Origin of the sequence: Paenibacillus massiliensis subsp. panacisoli DSM 21345, from assembly GCF_000426545.1 — a bacterium.
GTDB classification, from domain to species: domain Bacteria; phylum Bacillota; class Bacilli; order Paenibacillales; family Paenibacillaceae; genus Paenibacillus; species Paenibacillus panacisoli.
This window is the reverse complement of record NZ_AUFO01000019.1, coordinates 94,174-109,255: the sequence shown is the minus strand read 5'-3', so window position 1 is coordinate 109,255 and position 15,082 is coordinate 94,174. Positions and strand designations below refer to the sequence as shown.

The following is a 15,082-nucleotide window of genomic DNA, read 5'->3' as shown; positions in this document are numbered from 1 at the left end:
CTATGGAGGATCTATCCAACGATATACTGACGCTCGCAGCTCTTGTAGCGGCCTATGTAGGGGTGGCGCGAAGCTTCGCGCTGCCGGACCGCTGGGTCCATATAGCGGCGCTGCTCATTGCAGCTGTCTTCGTGCTCGTGCCGGAATGGATTCGCATGAACTTGGTGCAAATATCAGTGATCGGGCTTAGCGCTACAGGCGCTTATCAATTTGCCAAGAAGAAGGACTGAACATAGGTGAAGGATGTAGCAACAAAGCGAGCACCTAATGTAAGCACCTAGTTAGGGGTGTACATAAGTTGAGGAGCAGTCAACTCTGCTTGTGAAACTGTAGGAGCGGACCGCAGTCGCCTTTGTCTCTGGATATCCATCGCTATAAGTCACTTATATTGGAGATATGTGGGGATAACAGCGGTCGAAAGGTCTCCCCGCTTGCAGCGGCTTTACACTCACATTTGATTGGATCGAATGACATACGTTCACAAGATGATTGCAAGACCACCGTAGCAAGAAAAGGAGGTTACGATATGCAGGATAAAAAAGCCAACGCTGCAGAAGGAATCGACGTATCCCGTTACCAGGGTACCGTCGATTGGCGCAAGGTTAGAGCTGCTGGCAAATCATTCGCTTTCATTAAGGCAACACAGGGCAGCACCTACCGGGACCCGAATTATACCACTAATGTAAAAGGTGCGAGAGCAGCAGGCGTACTGGATGGTGCCTATCATTTTGTGGATGCGACCAGCACCGAAGAAGCCGTAAGGCAGGCACAGAATTTTGCCAAAGCCTTGCAGGATGAAGGGGGAGCTTCCTCTTTTGCCTTTCCGCCCGTCATGGATTACGAGAATAATCCTGCGAATCTGAGCAAGCCACAGATTAATGCTATTGCCAAGAGCTTCCTGAACGAGCTGGAGCGGTTAACTGGACGCAAGCCGATGATTTACACAGGCAATTCCTTTGCGAATCAGTTTGATGCTTCCCTTGGAAGCTATACGCTGTGGATTGCCCGTTACAGCACGACAAGAGTTCCTGCTGATACCCCGGCATGGAAGCAATGGGATTTTTGGCAATATAGTGATAGCGGCCGTGTGAATGGTATTCAGGGGGCCGTAGATCTGAACGTCTATCGTGGGACCGAGCAGGAGCTTCGTCAGGCCTATGGACAGAAGGAGGAGACACCGATGACCGAAGAGGAAAAGAAACAAATGCAAGCGTTGCAGCAGCAAATGGCAGCTCTGGAGCACAGTCGTGACGTGCTGAAGCAATCTGTTCTGGAGCAGGCAGCACATATCAAGCAGTTGGAGACTCGCATCGGCGAGCTTGAGGGCAGACAGCAGCTAGAGACGCCGGCCTGGGCCAAGGAGGCTATGGAAGCTGCTGTTTCCTACACGCCTGCACAGCCCATCGTTGACTCTTCCATGAAAAGCAGCTTTACGTTTTATCGAATCCTAGTCATTCTGCATCGCCTTGGTCTGTTCCGCAAATAGAAAGCGACTTGCTGGGGAAAAAATCCAAGAATATTGCGCATGATTAATGCGTGAGTTTAATGCAGGAATAGTGACATACTCATCCAGCGAACATCATTCTTGTGCAGATAACAAATAAGCTTTACGGGAGATTTGCCCGTAAAGCTATTTATTTTGAACTAGTTAAGCTAGCTCGATTGGCTACAATTCACCTTCGCATAGTTTGCACGTTAATGGAGAGTGTATTCCCCCTTACACACCCGCAATATCCAAAGCCCCGCACGATTCCCGAACAACCAGCTCAGGCTCCACCTTAATGCATTGATTTTCCATCTGCTTATTCATCAAATCGAACAGAACCATCGCAGCCAAGCGCCCGATTTTGTCCGTATCCTGCTTCACAGTGGTAAGTGGTGGGTCCGTGTAACGACAGGCCTCAATATCATCACAGCCCACGATGGCAATATCCTCTGGAACACGCAAGCCCGCTTCCTTGAAGGCCCGCATGGCGCCGAATGCCAGCAAATCTGTGACGGCGAAGACCGCTCGCGGTAGCTGTCCCTGTGCAATCATCTGCTTGGACGCCTCGTAGCCCTCCTCTGCTGCATAACCCTTGCTATATGCCTTCCATTCTGGCCGGCTGTCTATGCTGAATTGCTTGAGCGAGCTATAAAAAGCCTCTTCGCGCTGCTGCATAACCAAGGAAGGACGCTCAATGCCGATGAACCCCATATCCCGGTAGCCATTCATATAGAAGTGCTCCACGACCTTGGAGGAGATCTTCCGATTATCTGACATGATATAGCAGGAGCTAGGCCCGGTCAGTTCAATATCTACCCCGATACACGGAATGGGACTGGCGTCCAGATCAAATACGCTGCGTTCCACTTCATCCCCGGCAATAATAATGCACCCATCGACCTGAAAATACTTGGAGCGAGCAAGATAATCCTCACCACGATCCAGAAATTTCTCATTGGAGAAGAAGAGCAGGTCGTAGCCTAATAGACCAATCTGCTTTTTGAAGGCATTAATGACCTCTACGAAAAAAGGATGGCTGAAATCCACGTTCAGTTTACCTGCGAACACGACACCAACGAGATTTGACTTCTTCGTAGCAAGCGTCTTGGCCGAGGACGACGGACGGTAGCCGGTCTCCTCCATGATCTTGAGCACACGCTGGCGTGTCTCCTCACTGATATCGGGATAATTGTTAATAATCTTCGATACTGTTGCAACAGATACGCCGGCTATACTGGCAATCGTCTTAATATTCATAATGCATCCTCCGGCACCTAAACTGGTTTAGTGGCATGTCTGATTTACGTTTCATTACTCATCTGCCTGTATTTTATGCTACTACACAAGGAGAGTCAACAGTACTTTTATAGGATGTGGGTAGATAATTCAAGGATTTCAGACTGTGGAAAGGCGCTTTTTTAGGGTTCATCCCGAAAAAATTTTCTTCGATTATTCACTAAATCAAACGAATATTCACTAAAATATACGAAAAGGATCTACCAGATAGGGGATATGCATTAGAGGACTTACATGTGAGGAAAAAGTATTTCTTCAAGGTTCTATAACGTTTCTTTCAGCGTATTACCAAAGGATTATTGTAGAAGGTTCATCGTCTACAGGATCAATTTTTGCCAGAGAATATAGCAGGGTCCGTGGCATGGAATTCGGTGTTATCCCTTTATTATCAAGGGGGTTAGCAGGAATACTAGTCAATCATATTAGTGGATGAAGCGGATGTGTAACATGAATTTCTAACGAGAACATCAATGGTGCACTTCACCTTGCAGCAGGTGATTTCAAATGACGGCTTCGTCAAAAAAATTTGAAATAAGCTATTTACAAAATTCCATGTGAGGTACATAATGGGGGTGTAAATAACGAAACTGATTTCGTTAACATCAACTCATACCAAGTTGGGGGATTCAGACATGCTGAAAAAACTTTTGTCATTGTCTATTGTAACCGTTTTAATTTTGGTGCTGGCTGCATGTGGCGGCTCTAGCAGCTCCAGTAGTGATGGAGAGCAGGGGCAGAGTGCGGGCGGCAAGGTTACCCTGAAGATTATTCACTGGCAGCAGGAGAATATCAATAACTACATTAAGGAATTCAACAAGAAGTTCGAGGAGAAATATCCAGAGGTAACGGTGGAGTATACGACGGTTCCGGCAGATGCGACTTATGATCAACTGATGCAGACTCGTATGAATGCTGGTGCAACGGGAGACGCGGATATTATTCCACTGAAATTCAGCTTTGTGGGTGCCCCGCAGGAATGGTCCCCTGGAGCAGCTGACCCGATGTGGAAGCAATGGATCGACGCAGGGCTAATTGCTGATCTGAGTGATCAGCCGTTCATCAAGAACTACAATCCGGTAGACGTTGAGAACGCAATGACGTATGACGGCAAGGTATACGGCGTTAATATGGGGAAGGTTGCGTTCACAGGACTGTACTACAACAAGGAAATATTCGCTAAATACAATCTTGAAGTTCCAACCACATGGGATGAAATGCTGAATGTCATGAAAGTGCTGAAGGACAACGGTGTTGAGCCGATCGGACTGGCAGGCAAGGACGTATGGCCGATCAACCTTGCGGTGCAAGGGTTGCAGGCTTCCATTCATGATGATCAATTAGCCTATATTAAAGGCCTATGGACGGGGGAGAGCAAGCTAACCGATCCAGTGCAGCTGGAGGTGTTGGAGAAAGCCCAAGTGCTGATGAACAATGCAATGCCAGGCTTTATGGGTGTGGACTATGGAACACTGCCAAGTCTGTTCGCAACCGGACGAGTAGCCATGATCGCCGATGGTACGTGGGATGCAACAACGATCCAGACGGCCAATCCAGAGCTCAAATTCGGATATTTCCCGATTCCAGGCAGCAATGACCCTGCGAAGAACAAGGATTTGGCGGGCAAATACGATATGACGTGGATGGTAGTCGAGAATTCTCCGAAGAAGGATTACGCCCTGAAGTGGCTTGAAATGCTGTCTGAAAAGGAAAACTACACGGATTTCGTGAACACAGCAGGCTTCCTGCCGACACAATCCGATGTGGCGCTCACCAGTGAGTTCATTAAGGAAATTCAGCCGAATCTGGATAACTTCAAGCTTTCTTGGGATCAGCTGTTCATTAATCGCCAGAACGTCGGACAGTTCATCTCCGAGTCCAGTGTACATGCTGAATTCCTGACGCCAGCAGGACCACTGGCAAGTCCGAAGGAGCTGGCCGAGAAGTCCCAGGCCGATTGGGATGCCGCTGCTCCGAAGTAAGTAAGCTTGTCAGTTAGACAAACAGCTTGTCAGACAAACAAACAGCTTTTCACATAGAATTCGATATTATAGCTCTCGAACGCGCCGGAAACACGCTCAGGATGTATGCCTGCTATCACATCGTCCCGGGCCGTGTTCCGGCGTGAGCTATGTTTGCAGGAGAATATGTGCCTGAAATACCTATACAAATAACAGATGGTCAGATTCAACGAAATGAAGGGTGTGAGAACGATGTATCCTTTCGGAAAAGGAAAAGCACGGCTTGTCCCGTATCTGTATCTGGGCATTCCACTGCTGCTATATGCTTTGTTTGGCTTCGGTCCTTCACTGGTAACCGTGTTGTTCTCCTTCACGGATGCCACGGGTGTAAGGGGACAAACTTGGAGCTTTGTCGGCCTTGAGAATTATCGGACCTTCTTCAGTTCCTCTAATTCAGGGGATCGGATTGCCGCGATCGGGCGGTCGCTCTATTTTGCGTTCGCCGTAGTAGTGATTCAGAATGCCGTAGGTCTGTTCATGGCGATCCTCATTAACAAAAAGCTCAGAGGAGATACGTTCTACCGGGCAGTATTCTTTCTTCCAGTCGTGCTAGGTGTTACGGTATCTGGCCTGATCTGGCAGCTCGTTGCCAATCCGCTCGGCGGACCTGCGCAGTCGATATTGAACTTTTTTGGAACGAGCTCGAATTTCTTCGGAGACTACAATGTTGCCTTTGAGCTGATTATTTTCGTGCAAATCTGGATGTATATGGGCTATTCCATGACCATCTTCCTGGCCGGGCTGCAATCCATTCCATCGGATCTGTATGAGGCAGGCTATATGGACGGAGCATCAGGCTGGAAGGCGTTCAAGAACATTACGTTCCCGATGATTGCTCCAGCGTTCACGGTGAATATGCTGCTGTCCATCATTGGTGCGCTGCAGACGTTCGATATTATCTACGTCCTGACCGGAGGCAAGTTCAATACGACGACCCTTGCCTTTGATGTCTATGCGACGGCGTTCGGCACGGGTACCTCGGATTATGGTCTGGCATCTGCGGTTGCCATGATTCAATTCCTGTTTGTATTCGTTATTTCGATGGTGGCTCTGTATTATCTGCGTAGAAGAGAGGTGGAAATGTAATGAAGGAGAGCAAGGTCACACGTACTGTCAGTTATGTCATCGTATTGATCATGCTGGCATTGTACATTTTCCCTCTATTCTATCTGTTCAACGTCTCCATGAAGACGCAAAGCGAATACTTGCTTAATCCTGTGGCACTGGCTGAAGGGATGCGCATGGAGAACTTCACTGAAGCGTGGGAACGTGGGAATTTCTCGCAGTATATGTGGAACAGTGTGCTGTACACCGGAGTATCGACTGTGCTCACACTAATGCTGTCCGTCTTTGCGGCATTTCCACTGGCACGCAGATATGTTAGATTCAGCAGTCTGATCTATGTGTTTTTCTTGATCTCGATGTATTTGCCGAATCCTCTGATTCCGCAATTCTCGCTGATTAACAGTCTTGGTCTGTACAATACACAGATCGGCTTTATTTTACTGAAGACAACGGGGACAGGGATTGCCTTCCTCATGTTCACAGGATACATCAAGTCCGTGTCCCGGGAGCTGGATGAGGCGGCTGCCATGGACGGCTGTGGCTATACACGTTATTTGTTCACGATCCTCATACCTCTAATGAAGCCAATTCTGGCTACGGGTGTGATCCTGACGGCTATCGGTGTATGGAATGACATTATCGGACCGACGATCTATCTGTCAGACCCGTCCTATCAGCCTGTCACCAAGGGCTTGTTCACCTTCTATGGACAATACATGAATAACTGGCCGCTGCTGGCATGTGGGATTCTGATTGTGACGTTGCCGCTGGTAGTGCTCTATGTGCTGCTGCAGCGCTTTATTGTGGGTGGAGCAATGGCCGGGGCTGTGAAGTCCTGAGTGTACCAGGAGGAAGTAATTATGCTATAGGCAAGGAAAGGAAGGGTTAGTGCGATGGGTAATCATGCTTTGGTTTTTCCAAATGACTTTATATGGGGGACATCAACCTCTTCATTCCAGATTGAAGGAGCCGCCGCTGAAGGGGGGCGCGTGCCTTCTGTGTGGGATACGTTCTGCCGCATTCCTGGCAAGGTGGTAAATGGGGATCACGGTGACATTGCGTGTGACCACTATCACCGCTATCAGGAGGATATTGCTTTGATGAAGCAACTAGGCTTCCAGTATTATCGTTTCTCGGTTGCCTGGCCGCGCATTATCCCTGCACCTGGCGTTGTCAATGAAGAAGGGATGGCGTTCTATAGCCGGTTGCTGGATGAGGTGGAGCAAGCTGGACTCACCCCTATGCTTACACTGTTCCATTGGGACCTTCCGCAATGGCTACAGGATATGGGTGGCTGGACCCATCGCGGGGTACTGGAGCATTTCCGGCTTTATGCAGCTACGTTGATGGATCGCTTCGGACCGCGTATAAGCTGGTGGAATACTATTAATGAGCCTTATTGCGCGTCGATTCTTGGATATGGGACTGGAGAGCATGCGCCGGGACATCAGAACTGGTATGAGGCGTTCGCAGCTGCTCATCATCTGTTGCTCTGCCATGGTATTGCGATGGATTTGCATCGGCAAAAGGGATTATCGGGTCAGATTGGAATTACGCTCAATATGGAGCATGTAGATGCAGCGTCCGCATCCGATGAGGATGTTGCAGCAGCTGCTCGGCGGGATGGGTTCCTGAATCGTTGGTTCGCTGAGCCAGTCTTTCACGGAAAATATCCAGAGGATATGATCACATGGTATGGAGAGCATGTACGTGGGATGGATTTTGTGCAGGAAGGGGATCTGGAGAAGATTCACCAGCCGGGCGATTTCCTGGGGATCAATTACTATGCGCGTTGTGTGGTCAAGGCAGCCACCAATGACAGTCTGTTACAGCTGGAGCAGATCAAATTTACTGAGCCGGTCACAGATCTGGGGTGGGAGATTCATCCGGAATCCCTATACAAATTGTTAAAGCATGTGGAGCAGAATTATACCAATGGGCTACCGATCTTCATTACCGAAAATGGTGCCGCCATGAAGGATGAGCTTGTAGAAGGCGTAGTTGAGGACATGGGGCGGCAGCAGTATATTCATGATCACCTGGCTGCCTGTCACCGTTTTATACAGGAGGGTGGGCAACTGAAGGGGTACTACGTGTGGTCCTTCCTCGATAACTTTGAGTGGGCGTTCGGTTATAGCAAGCGTTTTGGCATTATCTATGTCGATTACGGCACACAGCAGCGTACTCCAAAGAAAAGTGCGTATTGGATGAGCCGGGTCATTGCCGCCAACGCGCTGGAGCAGTGAGGTGACGTATGACCGTGAAATATTATTTTGATCATGAAGGCCGGTTCGTCATTGACCAATATCAGCAGGCAAAGCCGTTCTCCAGCTTCCTGCCTGGCATTGCGGGTATTCATGGCATCCCGATGTGGACGTATTATGTGAATCGCGGACAGGGGGTTGCGAGCTTCGGGGTTGAGGACAAGAATGGTGCTATTATGGAGTTCTTTCCAGCGGATCGCAGCTACAGCCTCGTGCCTTTGCATGGCTTTCGCACGTTCGTGAAGCATAGACCTGCCTTGCAGCGCATGGATCCTGCACAAGCCACGGCTGATCCAACATCCTCTTCAGAGCAGAGTAATAGGTACGCTTCAGGTGCTTCCTGTGAATGGGGCTACTGTGAGATTTTCTCGACCATGAACATCCAGGAGCAAGAACAGCAGCAGATGCGAATCTCACTTAATCAGCTGGAACTGGTGAGTTCAGATACGGATACAGGACTTCAAGTGCAGGTGCGATACTATACTTTACCTGGCGAGAAGCATGCTGCCCTTGTGCGGCAGGTGGAGCTACGGAATGTCAGTGATGCAGCCTTGGAGCTGGAGGTACTGGACGGAATGCCTGCTGTCCTGCCATTCGGGATTGAGAATGCGGCGTACAAAGAGCTAGGCTACACCCTGAAGAGCTGGATGGATGTCGAGGGACTGGATAACCAGGTTCCGTTCTACAAGCTGCGCGGCAGTACAGCGGATACGAGCGAGGTTCACAGGATTGAAGCAGGTCATTTTATGTATAGCTTTATGGAGCAAAATGGGCACGAACAGCTACTCCAACCATTGGTAGATCCCGGTCTAATATTTGGCAGCAATACGGCTCTGACCATGCCAGAGGGATTTCTTCGTACTTCCATTCGGGAGCTGCTGAACCAGCCACAGATAACCACCAACAAGGTTCCCTGTGCCTTCAGCGGGTATGCCGTTGAACTGGCTGCAGGGGCGACAGTTCGCCACTGTATGGTCATCGGTCATGTTCAGCGCATTGAGGACATTACAGGACGGCTTAATGAATTGGCCACGATGAATTATATCCAGCGGAAGGAGCGGGAAGCGGAGCAGTTGGCCCATGCTTTGACCGACGATATGGGGACCCGTTCTGCGGTGCCGCTCTTTGATGAATATTGCCGCCAGAGCTATCTGGATAATCTGCTGCGAGGTGGTTATCCGCTGTTGCTGGATAATGGCACGGAGAAGCCCCTTGTCTATCATGTGTACTCACGCAAGCATGGGGACCTGGAGCGAGATTATAACTTCTTCAAGCTTCAGGCAAGAACGTATTCACAAGGCAATGGGAACTTTCGGGATGCCAATCAGAACCGCCGTAATGATGTATGGTTCCACCCGGAGATTGAGGATTTCAACATCCGCATGTTCATGAGCTTCATTCAGCCTGATGGCTACAATCCACTTGTAGTAAAAGGCTGCAGCTTCCGGCTTCGTGCCATGGATGAGGAGTTGCTCCAGTTGGTTGGCCCTGAAGCGCATGAGTCCTTTCGTGCACTCCTTTCAGGTCACTATACACCGGGGGAGCTTGTCGATTGGAGTGAGCGGTTCAAGAAAGCTCTGATGGTAGATCCTCCAGAGCTCGTAATAAGGGTGCTGGGCTGCTCGGAACAGAGCTTCGAGGCGGATTTTGGCGAAGGCTACTGGACAGATCACTGGACATATAATCTGGACCTGATCGAAAGCTATCTAGGCGTCTACCCTGATCGCTTGACGACATTGCTCCTGACCAGGGAATACCGTTATTATGACAGTCCTGCTTGGGTACAGCCACGTCAGCATAAATATGTACAGCTCGATGATGGACGAATTCGTCAGTATGGGGCCGTGCTGGAAAGCAAGGAGAAGGAGGCACAGCTCCATGCTCGTGAGCGGGATGCGAGCTGGGTTCGTACACAGCAGGGCAAGGGAGAAATCTATCTATCCAATCTGCTAGAGAAGCTGTTCTCGCTCGCGATGATCAAGCTGGCAACGCTTGACCCCGAGGGTCTAGGCATTGAGATGGAGGCTGGTAAGCCGGGCTGGAATGATTCGATGAATGGGCTGCCAGGGCTTATGGCCTCTGGATTCGGAGAGCTGTGCGAGCTGCAGCGTATGATCCAGTTCCTGCTGAACGCACTTCAGCAATTGCCACAGGATAGCATGGTTCGACTGCCGGTCGAGATGGTTCAGCTCGTGGGTAGAGTGGACTATGCTCTTGGAGCGTACGAACAGTCACAGCATGGACATGAGCGGGATCATACCTTCTGGGCTACGGTGTCGGAGGCTAGAGAGGCTTACCGATGGGCTGTTCGTTGGGGCTTTGATGGGGCGGAGGAGGAGCTGGAGCTGGCTCGTATCCAACGTATTCTGACCAAGGCTGAGGGTAAGCTGCACGAGGGGATGAAGAGAGCGCTGGACATCGGTGAAGGCCTGTATCCTACGTACTTTTACTATGAAGCTAGTCAGTATGAGGTCAGTACAAATAAAGATGGACACAGCCAGATTGAGATCAAGGCGTTCAAGCGACATGATCTTCCACATTTTCTGGAGGGACCTGTTCGGGCATTGAAGGTGAAAGGGACGCCAATCTCGCCGCAGGAGCTGCACCGCAATATCCGTAGCAGTGGACTGTATGATGAAGCGTTAGGGATGTATAAGGTAAATGAAAGTCTGGATGGGCAGCCGTTCGAGCTAGGTCGTTCTCGTGCATTTACACCGGGCTGGCTGGAGAACGAGTCCATATTCATGCATATGGAATTCAAATATCTGTTGGAGTGTCTGCGTAACGGGTTGTATGATGAATTCTTTGCAGATCTGCAGCGCACGTTGCCCCCGTTCATGGATGCAGCAGTCTATGGACGAAGTACGCTGGAGAATAGCTCCTTCATTGCCAGCAGTGCGAATCCGGACGAGGGTCTGCATGGCACAGGATTCATTGCAAGGCTCAGTGGCTCTACTGCAGAATTCCTTCATATGTGGCTGCATATGATGATGGGAGAGAAGCCGTTCCGATATGAGCAGGGTAAGCTGACCTTCCGGCTTGTGCCGAGGCTGCCTGCCTGGCTTTTTGACTCAGAGGGAACGCTGTCATTCCGCCTACTGGGAAGCTGTGAAGTGACGTACATTCGAGCGAATCGGCGGGATACTTTTTCGCAGAACACGCTGGCTACTAGCTACGAGTTAATTTACAAGGACGGCAGCAGTAAAGCAATTCAAGGGGCTGTTCTTGAGGAGCCAGAGGCATACGATGTAAGGGAGCGTCGAATCGCTCGCATGAACGTATATTTGTAGCTGTGTATATAGTGTAAAACTTGCAAATGCACAAATGCACAAATATGATGGCATCATAGCTGTAATAGAGATAACGGATACACTGGAATGTTGCTGAGGGTGTCCTTCTACCGATCGGAAAACCATGAGCTTAAGCAAAGCATGGTGTGAATGAGGGTGGAGGTCATCCTTTTTTTATTTTATAAGGAAATTTTATCTTGTCATTATACTTAACACCATAAATAAGCTAACTTAATTCCAATTACGAATAAATGTAAAAAAGACTTGTCTATTCTTCTGTTCTATTGTAAAGTTACCATTAATCACCTCTTTTCAACTGTTCTGTATGTTATTTTACTTGACGTATAGCAGTGCAATGCTCCATACCACGACAGGATTTACATACACAAGAAACCCCGTACATCAAGAGTGATCTTTCACCGCGTTAACACCATGCCAAGACATCCATGTTCTGTTTTTCTTCCACTAGCTTAGATCTCACCTACAGTAAGTCATCCAGTATGCAAGCCAACTCTACTAGACCTACAGCATATGTCCGCCGAGGAATGCAATTATATATGATCATATTGCAGTGTATGCTATCCAACTTCCAGGTTCAGTAAATCGAATTCTAATCAAATTCTAGTCAACTCTAATAATTCTAATAATTCTAGTTATTCTAGTAAACTCTAGTCCATTCTAGTCCGTTACCTTTTAATCCACTAATCGAATGTGTCTCTACATTTAAGATCCACTGGATGTCTGCGTCATTTTGACGTATGCCGTCTTTTGTTGTCGTATTAACAGTGAATATATGTTATTTAATATATATTATGTAATTTTAGTGACGTTTATTTTGTGTTACATCCATTCATTATATAAATGCTGCTGAAAGGGGTTATTCAATGTTGAAGAGAAGATGGTGGAGTGGTGTACTGATTCTTGTATTGGCGGTTATGGTGGGTATTTCCGGTTGCGGTGGAGGCTCCAATGAGGCAGCACCTGAGCCGGGCAATGAGCCGGCACCTGAACAGGATGCGACAGTACAGGATACATTGATTTTCGGACGGGGTGGAGATTCAGTAGCACTTGATCCCGGTATAGTTACAGACGGAGAATCTTTGAAAATTGCACAGCAGGTATATGATACGTTGCTGTCCTACGAGCCGGGTTCCACAAAAGTCCAGCCTTCTCTTGCCGAGAGCTGGGAAGTGGCTGAAGACGGTCTGACGTACACGTTCAAGCTTCGTCAGGGAGTCAAATTCCATGATGGAACCGACTTCAATGCGGAGGCGGTGGTTTTTAACTTCGAGCGTTGGAGTGACCCAGCCAGTGAATACAAGTTCGAGGGAGATTCCTTTGATTATTATGATTCCATGTTCGGTAGTGAGGATAGCCGGGTGATCAAGGAGGTCAAAGCCGTTGATGAGCATACGGTGCAATTCACGCTGAACCAGCCGCAGGCGCCTTTCTTGCAGAATATTGCCATGTCCAGCTTCGGGATTGCCAGTCCGACGGCTGTGAAGGAGAAGACTACCAATTTCAAGAGCGAGCCGGTAGGGACGGGGCCATTTGTATTCAAGGAGTGGAAGCGCAATGATTCCATTACCCTGGAGAAGAACCCGGATTACTGGCAGGAAGGCTTGCCTAAGCTGAACAAAGTGATTGTGCGTTCCATTCCCGACAATACGGCTCGCTTCAATGCCTTGCAGAATGGTGAGATCGACATCATGGAGGATCTGAATGCGGATGATCTGACTGTACTGGAGAGCAATGCGAACCTGCAGAAGATCGAACGTCCTTCCTTTAATGTAGGATATGTTGGTTTTAATACGAAGAAGAAGCCGTTTGATGATAAAAAAGTACGTCAGGCTCTGAACCACGCTGTCAATAAGCAAGCTATTGTGGATGCCTTCTTTGGTGGCTCCGCTCAGGTGGCGAAGAATCCGTTACCACCAACCCTTTGGGGCTATAACGATGACATTCAGGATTACGCCTACGACCCGGAGAAGGCGAAGGCATTGTTGGCTGAGGCTGGCTACCCTGATGGCATTGCCGAGGAACTTATCTTCTATGCGATGCCGGTATCCCGTCCTTATATGCCAGATGGCCGTAAGGTTGCTGAGGCCATTCAGGCAGATCTGGAGAAGATCGGCGTCAAGGTCAGCATCCAATCCCCAGAGTGGGCTACTTATCTGGATGACTTGAAGGCTGGAGAGAAGGATGATCTGTACATGCTGGGCTGGACAGGGGATAACGGTGACCCGGACAATTTCATTTACACCCTGCTGGATAAAGATACGATTCCAGGCAATAACCGAAGCTTCTATGTAAATGAAGAGTTGCATACCATTCTGGTGGAGGCACAGAAGGAAGTCGATCAGGACAAGCGTGCCGAGCTATACAAGCAGTCACAGGTCATCATCAAGGAAGATGCCCCGTGGATTCCGCTGGTTCATACGACACCACTTATGGCAGCCTCATCCAATCTGAAAGGCTATACCCCATCTCCAACTGGCTCCGAGCCATATGCCAGCATTTACTTTGAGTAAGATATAACCTCAGACAAAGTGAACCTCGGCGGTATGTTCCGCGGCATGTGTATGCCGCATTGGGACAGCCGCCGACATGTTCATGTCTGAGCTAGTGGATGGTGACCTGACATGAATTCTTACGTACTCAAACGAATACTTGTACTGATTCCAGTACTTTTTGGCATGACGATCATTGTATTTTCTATTATACATGCCATTCCGGGGGACCCTGCAGATACGATTCTGGGAGATAAAGCCACAGAGCAATCCAAGCAAGCACTGCGAGATCAGCTTGGGCTCGACAAGCCCTGGATTCAACAATATGGAGCTTATCTTAGCGAGCTAATGCGTGGCGATCTGGGTGACTCTATTCGGACCCGAGAGCCCATTGCCCGGGAAATTCTACCCTATCTTGCAGCAACGCTGGAGTTGACGGCGGCGAGCATGTTTTTTGCTTTATTCGTCGGGGTAAATGCCGGGATTATCAGTGCATGGAGACAGAACTCCTGGTTCGATTACGCCTGTATGGTGATTGCTCTTGTCGGTGTGTCCATGCCAATATTCTGGCTGGGACTGATGGAGCAGTGGATATTTGCGAACAAGCTGCAATGGCTACCGTCGATTGGGCGGATGAATCCGCGTGATCCGGTGGAGTCGGTGACGAATCTGGCAGTTATTGATGCCATGCTGGCAGGTCGCTGGGACCAGCTATGGGTAGTCATCAAGCATCTCATATTGCCAAGTATTGCACTTGGTACGATTCCGATGGCGGTTATTGCCCGAATGACTCGCTCCAGCATGGTCGAGGTGATGAGCTCCGACTATATTCGCACTGCACGTGCCAAGGGGCTCGCTCCATTTTATATCGTATATCGACATGCCTTGAAGAATGCGGCCATACCCGTGCTGACAGTCGTAGGGCTCCAGACGGGCTCCTTATTGGGTGGCGCAGTTCTGACAGAGACCATTTTTGCATGGCCAGGTGTCGGACGCTATATCTATGAAGCCATCAGTGCCCGAGATTATCCAGTTATTCAGAGTGGCATTCTGATTATTGCCTTTATGTTCGTTGTAATTAATCTAGTGGTTGACCTGCTGTATGCTTTCATTGACCGCCGGATTCGCTACCAGTAAAGACAGGCAGGAGGAC

10 protein-coding genes are annotated in these 15,082 nt (G+C 49.0%); 9 read left to right on the top strand and 1 reads right to left on the bottom strand.

Annotation, left to right across the window (positions count from 1 at the left end; all coding sequences use genetic code 11):
- Positions 1 to 2 precede the first annotated feature (2 nt).
- Together K331_RS0116270 and K331_RS0116265 are read left to right on the top strand one after the other, a co-directional pair.
- The gene (locus tag K331_RS0116270) at positions 3 to 230 is read left to right on the top strand and encodes a hypothetical protein (RefSeq protein ID WP_028591112.1); all 228 of its coding nucleotides are present in this window, start codon (positions 3 to 5) and stop codon (positions 228 to 230) included.
- Positions 231 to 526: 296 nt separating this feature from the next.
- Positions 527 to 1,486, top strand: coding sequence for a glycoside hydrolase family 25 protein (locus K331_RS0116265; RefSeq protein ID WP_028591111.1), 960 nt, complete (start codon positions 527 to 529; stop codon positions 1,484 to 1,486).
- A gap of 231 nt (positions 1,487 to 1,717) precedes the next feature.
- Here the strand turns inward: K331_RS0116265 and K331_RS0116260 are convergent, their stop codons facing one another.
- Positions 1,718 to 2,743, bottom strand: a complete 1,026-nt coding sequence (locus tag K331_RS0116260; RefSeq protein ID WP_028591110.1) for a LacI family DNA-binding transcriptional regulator — start codon at positions 2,741 to 2,743, stop codon at positions 1,718 to 1,720.
- Positions 2,744 to 3,414: 671 nt separating this feature from the next.
- On the opposite strand from K331_RS0116260, the gene K331_RS0116255 reads away from it, so the two are divergent.
- From K331_RS0116255 to K331_RS0116225, 7 genes are all read left to right on the top strand, one after another.
- Positions 3,415 to 4,761, top strand: a complete 1,347-nt coding sequence (locus K331_RS0116255; protein ID WP_028591109.1) for an ABC transporter substrate-binding protein — start codon at positions 3,415 to 3,417, stop codon at positions 4,759 to 4,761.
- Positions 4,762 to 4,992: 231 nt separating this feature from the next.
- Positions 4,993 to 5,886 (top strand): carbohydrate ABC transporter permease, encoded by an 894-nt coding sequence (locus tag K331_RS0116250; RefSeq protein ID WP_028591108.1) that lies wholly within the window; start codon positions 4,993 to 4,995, stop codon positions 5,884 to 5,886.
- Positions 5,886 to 6,704: a carbohydrate ABC transporter permease gene (locus K331_RS0116245; RefSeq protein ID WP_018885080.1), complete on the top strand. Its 819-nt coding sequence runs from the start codon at positions 5,886 to 5,888 to the stop codon at positions 6,702 to 6,704. Before K331_RS0116250 ends, K331_RS0116245 begins: the two co-directional genes overlap by 1 nt.
- Before the next feature lie 54 nt (positions 6,705 to 6,758).
- Positions 6,759 to 8,111 carry a GH1 family beta-glucosidase gene (locus tag K331_RS0116240; RefSeq protein ID WP_028591107.1) on the top strand — a complete coding sequence of 451 codons (1,353 nt, stop codon included), beginning with the start codon at positions 6,759 to 6,761 and terminating at the stop codon, positions 8,109 to 8,111.
- A gap of 8 nt (positions 8,112 to 8,119) precedes the next feature.
- The gene (locus K331_RS0116235) at positions 8,120 to 11,419 is read left to right on the top strand and encodes a hypothetical protein (RefSeq protein ID WP_028591106.1); all 3,300 of its coding nucleotides are present in this window, start codon (positions 8,120 to 8,122) and stop codon (positions 11,417 to 11,419) included.
- Between the two features lie 884 nt (positions 11,420 to 12,303).
- On the top strand, positions 12,304 to 13,950 hold the full coding sequence (locus K331_RS0116230) for an ABC transporter substrate-binding protein (protein WP_028591105.1): 1,647 nt from the start codon (positions 12,304 to 12,306) through the stop codon (positions 13,948 to 13,950).
- Between the two features lie 111 nt (positions 13,951 to 14,061).
- Positions 14,062 to 15,066, top strand: a complete 1,005-nt coding sequence (locus K331_RS0116225; protein WP_028591104.1) for an ABC transporter permease — start codon at positions 14,062 to 14,064, stop codon at positions 15,064 to 15,066.
- Positions 15,067 to 15,082 lie beyond the last annotated feature (16 nt).

Coding starts and splice junctions, on each gene's coding strand:
- K331_RS0116240 (WP_028591107.1), top strand. CDS start 6,759: ATGGGTAATCATGCTTTGGTTTTTCCAAATGACTTTATATGGGGGACA.
- K331_RS0116260 (WP_028591110.1), bottom strand. CDS start 2,743: ATGAATATTAAGACGATTGCCAGTATAGCCGGCGTATCTGTTGCAACA.
- K331_RS0116225 (WP_028591104.1), top strand. CDS start 14,062: ATGAATTCTTACGTACTCAAACGAATACTTGTACTGATTCCAGTACTT.
- K331_RS0116235 (WP_028591106.1), top strand. CDS start 8,120: ATGACCGTGAAATATTATTTTGATCATGAAGGCCGGTTCGTCATTGAC.
- K331_RS0116230 (WP_028591105.1), top strand. CDS start 12,304: ATGTTGAAGAGAAGATGGTGGAGTGGTGTACTGATTCTTGTATTGGCG.
- K331_RS0116265 (WP_028591111.1), top strand. CDS start 527: ATGCAGGATAAAAAAGCCAACGCTGCAGAAGGAATCGACGTATCCCGT.
- K331_RS0116270 (WP_028591112.1), top strand. CDS start 3: ATGGAGGATCTATCCAACGATATACTGACGCTCGCAGCTCTTGTAGCG.
- K331_RS0116255 (WP_028591109.1), top strand. CDS start 3,415: ATGCTGAAAAAACTTTTGTCATTGTCTATTGTAACCGTTTTAATTTTG.
- K331_RS0116245 (WP_018885080.1), top strand. CDS start 5,886: ATGAAGGAGAGCAAGGTCACACGTACTGTCAGTTATGTCATCGTATTG.
- K331_RS0116250 (WP_028591108.1), top strand. CDS start 4,993: ATGTATCCTTTCGGAAAAGGAAAAGCACGGCTTGTCCCGTATCTGTAT.